Below are 4,950 nucleotides of genomic sequence, written 5' to 3' on the forward strand. Positions count from 1 at the left end.
TGGACGACCCGGCCGACGACCCGGTCGACCCGCGGGTCGCCTCGCACATCGCCTCCACCGCGATCGAGGGCGGCACCGCCCACCCCGAGCTGAAGCTGCTCGGGACGCGCTGAGCGGTGGGCCACGGGCGAGAGGGGTTGGGAAAGTGACGATGCGTCAATCAGCCGCCCTGCCATGTCATATGCATGGAGGGCATAATGACGGATGTGCCTTCAGTGCCGCAGAACCGACTCAAGTGGCTGACCCTCGCGGTGTGTTGTCTGAGTCTGTTCATGGTGGGCCTGGACACGACGGTCGTGAATCTGGCCCTTCCCGCCATCCAGCACGATCTGGACGCCACGGCCACGGGCCTGCAGTGGACGGTGGACGCCTACACGGTGGTGCTCGCGAGTCTGCTGATGCTCTCCGGCTCGATGGCCGACCGGTTCGGCAGGCGGCGCACCTTCCAGACCGGCCTGCTGCTGTTCAGCCTCGCTTCGCTGCTCTGCGGCCTGGCGCCGGACACCGGGACGCTGGTCGGGTTCCGGATGCTGCAGGCGGTCGGCGGGGCGATGCTCAACCCGGTCGCCATGTCGATCATCACCAACACCTTCACGGACCTGCGGGAACGGGCCAGGGCGATCGGGATCTGGGGCGGCGTGGCCGGAATGAGCCTGGCCTTCGGCCCGGTGGTCGGCGGCGCGCTGGTCGATCTGGCGGGCTGGCGGTCGATCTTCTGGATCAACATCCCGTTCGGCGTCCTCGCCCTGGTCCTGACCGCGCTGTTCGTCCCCGAGTCCAAGGCGCCGCACCCGCGCCGGCTCGACCCCGGCGGGCAGCTGCTGGTGATCACCCTGCTGGCGGCGCTGATCTTCGGGATCATCGAGGGGGCACGCCAGGGCTGGGGTTCGTGGCCGATCGTCAGCTGCTTCGCCACCACCGTCCTGGCGGCGGCGGCCCTGGTGCGGCACGAGCGGCGGCGCCCGGAACCGTTGCTGGACCTGCGGTTCTTCCGCAGCGTGTCGTTCAGCGGGGCCATCGCCTCGGCGGTCTGCGGCTTCGCCGCACTGGCCGGCTTCCTCTTCCTCAACTCCCTCTATCTGCAGAACGTGCGGGGGTACTCCCCGTTGCACGCCGGGCTCCTGACACTGCCGATGGCGGCGATGACACTGGTCTTCGGCCCGCTGGCGGGCCGGGTGATCGGTGCCCGCGGGCCTCGGCTGCCGCTGGTGGTGGCGGGGAGCGGGATCGCGCTCTGCGGTCTGCTGCTGACCGGGCTCACGGCGGACACCCCGATCTGGTTCCTGGCCCTCGCCTACGTGGCGTTCGGCATCGGCTTCGGCATGCTCGACGCCCCGATCACCTACGCGGCGGTCTCCGGGATGCCGCCGTCCCGGGCCGGGGTGGCCGCAGCGGTCACCTCCACCGGTCGCCAGGTGGGGGCCTCGCTGGGGGTCGCCGTGCTGGGTTCGGTCACGACCGCCCGGATCGCCGGTCCGTTCGCCACCGGGTTCCCGGCCGCCAGCCACCTCGGCTGGGCGATCATGGCCGGCTGCGGGCTCGCGGTGCTGGCGCTGGCCGTCCTCACCATGGGCCGGGCGGCCCAGCGGCCCACCGAGGACCCGCCGGGCCCCCTCGGCCGGGTCACGCCGCCGAGCGGCGCACGGACGCCATGACCGGACGGACGCCGCAGGCCCGCCGGGTGACTCCGCTCGCCGCGTTCCGCGCCCGTCTGCTGGCCGAGGTCAACGCCTCGGTCCACGGGCCGAACCTGCACCTGGAGCGGTACGACCGGCCGGCCGGGGATCCCGGGCTGTTCGGTCCGCAGAGCGTCGTGTGGCGCGTCAACGGTCACCCGGCCGGGATGCTCACCGGCGGCTTCGCGGCCCTGTTGCTCCAGTCGCTGCACCCGCTGGCCATGGCGGCGGTGGACGGGCACTCCGACTTCCGGTCCGACCCGACCGGCCGGCTCAACCGGACGGCGCGCTTCGTCACCACCACCACCTTCGGCTCGACGGCGGCGGCCGGGGAGGCGATCGAGGCCGTCCGGCGGCTCCACCCGAGGATCCACGGCAGGGCGCCGGACGGACGGCCGTACCGCGCGGACGATCCGGACCTGCTCACCTGGGTGCACACCGCGGAGGTCAGCTGCTTCCTGGCGGGCCATCAGGTCTTCTCGGCGACGCCGCTCTCGGCCGCGGAGTGCGACCGCTACTACGCGGAGGCCGCCCTCGTCGGCGAGCGGCTGGGGGCGGCGGGGGTGCCGCGCTCGGCCGCCGAGGTGGACCGGTACCTCGCGCGGATCCGCCCGGAGCTGCTGGCCACCCCCGCCGCGCTCGACTGTGTCCGGTTCCTGCGCGGCTTCGGCCGCAGCCCGCGCGAGCGGGTGGCCACCGGGCTGCTGATGAACGGGTCGATCGGCCTGCTGCCGAGGTGGGCCAGGGCCGAACTCGGGATCCGCCGGCCCGGCCTGGTACGAGCGGGCTGGGACCGCCCGGCCGCCCGCGCGATCGGACGGGTGCTGGTGTGGGCCTGCGGGCCCTCCGAGATCCAGCGGGCCGTCCGGCAACGGATGGCGGCCGGCGGATAGCACCCGGGGCGGCGGCCGGACCCTCCGCCCCGGGGCGATCCCCGCAGACCCTTCCCGGGCCCGACGCCCGGGTTACGACGACCTGCCGGCGCCGGCCCTCCGCGCGCCGCACCGTGAACGCGACCATCACACCGATTGCCCAGGAGGCTTGGACATGGCACCAACCGCGAAGCCCATCGAGGTCGAGCTCCGACCGCTGTACAAGGCCCACTACCGCTTCCAGTTCCTCAGCGCGGCCTTCCAGTTCGGCCTCTTCACCATCCTCGAGCAGGAGCCGGGCATCGCGATGCCGGACATCGCGGCCCGCGTCGGCCTGAAGGAGCAGCCGACCCGGATACTGCTGCTCGGCTGCACCACCATGGGCCTGCTGCGCAGGGAGAACGGCGGCTACTACAACACCCCGCTCACCCAGCCGCTCGCCGACAACCTCGACGAGTCGCCCGCCGCCTTCATCCCGTGGGAGCAGCAGGGCATCTACCGGGCGATGTCCTGGTTCCCCGAGGCGCTGAAGGCCGACACCAACATCGGCCTGCAGCGGGAGATCCCGGGCACGGCGCCGACCATGTACGAGCGGCTGGCCGACCATCCGGAGCTGGAGTCGACCTTCCACACGATGATGGCCTCGGTGAGCCGGCTGGTCGGCGAGGAGCTCAAGGAGAAGCTCGACCTCTCCGGGTACACCCACCTGCTCGACATCGGCGGCGGCACCGCCATCAACGCCTCGAACCTGGTGGAGCGCTGGCCCGGGCTGCGGGTCACCATCGCCGACCTGCCCTCGGTCGCGGCCAGTGCCAACGCCACGATCCAGAAGCTCGGGCTGGCCGACCGGGTGAACGCGGTGAGCCTCGACGTGTTCAAGGACGAGTTCCCGGCCGGGTGCGACTCGCTGCTCTTCGCGCACTTCCTCGAAATCTGGTCCGCCGACCGGATCCGGGCCCTGCTGGCGAAGGCCTCCCGCGCCCTCGCCCCCGGCGGGGGGATCTTCGTGGTGACGCCCTACCAGAACGACGAGGAGACCGGGCCCGACCGGGCGGCCTACCTCTCGGCGTACTTCCACACCATCGCCTCCGGCGAGGGAATGGTCTACACCGGCCGGGAGTACGAGCAGTGGTTCGCCGAGGCCGGCATCGAGCCCACCGGGCGGGTGGCGCTCGGCGCGGACACCGTGGTGATCTGCGGCCGCAAACGGGCCTAGGCCTGTCCGGCGCTCAGGCGTTCCCCGAGGGGGCACGTCGACGTCTCGGGCGGCTCAGCCCGCCGCACCCGGCGCCCGGCGCGGGCCCCCGCCTCCGTATCCTGGCCCGATGCTCGAACCCGCACTGCTGCCGACTCCGCTGGTGGACTGCACCGACGAGGTGCTGGCCCGGGCCGGGGTGGAGCTGCGCCTCAAGCGGGACGACCTGCTGCACCCGGCGGTGCCGGGCAACAAGTGGCGCAAGCTCGGGCCCAACCTGGCGGCGGCGGTCGAGCAGGGGCAGACCAGGCTGCTGACCTTTGGCGGTGCCTACTCCACCCATCTGCGCGCGGTCGCGGTGGCGGCCGGCGCGCTCGGGCTGGAGAGCGTCGGGCTGGTCCGCGGCGAGGAGCTGGCCGATGCCCCGCGCAACTGGTCGCTGCGGGCGGCCGAGGCGGCCGGCATGCGGCTGGAGTTCCTCTCCCGGACGGCGTACCGGGAGACGGCCGGCCGGTGCGGGGCGGAGGACGCCGTCGCGGCCGAGCTGCAGCGGCGCTGGGGGCCCTGCCTGGTGCTGCCGGAGGGCGGCTCCAACGCCCTGGCGGCGACCGGGGCGGCGGCCGTCCCGGCGGAGCTGCCCGACCTCGGCGGGCGGGACGTGGTCTGCTGCCCGGTCGGCACGGGCGGCACCCTGGCCGGGATCGCGGCCGGCCTGCCGCCGGGCGCGCGGGCGCTCGGGGTGGCGGTGCTGCGCGGAGGCGCCGGTTACCTGGAGGGCGAGGTCGCCCGGCTGCACCGGGACGCCTTCGGGCGGGAGTTCGGCAACTGGCGGATCGACCACGACCACCACGGCGGCGGCTACGGCCGGGTGCCGCCCGGGCTGGCCGCCTTCGCCGAGGGCTTCGAGCAGCGCCACGGCATCGCCCTGGAGCGCCGCTACGTCGCCAAGCTGCTGGCCGCCCTGTACGAGCTTGCCGGGGCGGGGGCCTTTCCGGCGGGCACCCGGCTGACCGCGGTCGTCACCGGTCTGCCGGACCCGCCGGAAGCGGCCTGAGAGCGCGTCTGCCGGCCACGTCCTGCGTCCTGTCGGCCTCGGCCTGTCGGTCTCGGGGGGGGGGGGGGGGGGGGGGGGGGGGGGGGGGAAGAGGAGGGGAGGGGGGGGGGGGGGGGGGGGGGGGGGGGGTAGTGGGGGGTGTCTAGGGGGGGA

4 protein-coding genes are annotated in these 4,950 nt (G+C 74.0%); all 4 read left to right on the forward strand.

Annotation, left to right across the window (positions count from 1 at the left end; genetic code table 11):
* Nucleotides 1-197: 197 nt before the first annotated feature.
* The 4 genes from ACZ5WK_RS05565 (at nt 198) to ACZ5WK_RS05580 (ending at nt 4,797) form a co-directional block, all read left to right on the forward strand.
* Nucleotides 198-1,655, forward strand: a complete 1,458-nt coding sequence (locus ACZ5WK_RS05565; protein WP_465545262.1) for an MFS transporter — start codon at nt 198-200, stop codon at nt 1,653-1,655.
* A complete protein-coding gene (locus ACZ5WK_RS05570) occupies nt 1,652-2,569 on the forward strand; it encodes an oxygenase MpaB family protein (protein ID WP_465545264.1) in 918 nt (305 codons plus the stop codon). Before ACZ5WK_RS05565 ends, ACZ5WK_RS05570 begins: the two co-directional genes overlap by 4 nt.
* 154 nt (nt 2,570-2,723) lie before the next feature.
* A complete protein-coding gene (locus ACZ5WK_RS05575) occupies nt 2,724-3,764 on the forward strand; it encodes a methyltransferase (protein WP_396319627.1) in 1,041 nt (346 codons plus the stop codon).
* A 109-nt stretch (nt 3,765-3,873) separates the two neighbouring features.
* A complete protein-coding gene (locus ACZ5WK_RS05580; protein ID WP_465545267.1) occupies nt 3,874-4,797 on the forward strand; it encodes a 1-aminocyclopropane-1-carboxylate deaminase/D-cysteine desulfhydrase in 924 nt (307 codons plus the stop codon).
* Nucleotides 4,798-4,950: the final 153 nt, after the last annotated feature.

This window comes from Kitasatospora sp. NPDC032757, assembly GCF_055579305.1.

Excerpts from the sequence above, each read along its gene's own strand:
- ACZ5WK_RS05565 (WP_465545262.1), top strand. The coding sequence starts at position 198 with ATGACGGATGTGCCTTCAGTGCCGCAGAACCGACTCAAGTGGCTGACC.
- ACZ5WK_RS05570 (WP_465545264.1), top strand. The coding sequence starts at position 1,652 with ATGACCGGACGGACGCCGCAGGCCCGCCGGGTGACTCCGCTCGCCGCG.
- ACZ5WK_RS05575 (WP_396319627.1), top strand. The coding sequence starts at position 2,724 with ATGGCACCAACCGCGAAGCCCATCGAGGTCGAGCTCCGACCGCTGTAC.
- ACZ5WK_RS05580 (WP_465545267.1), top strand. The coding sequence starts at position 3,874 with ATGCTCGAACCCGCACTGCTGCCGACTCCGCTGGTGGACTGCACCGAC.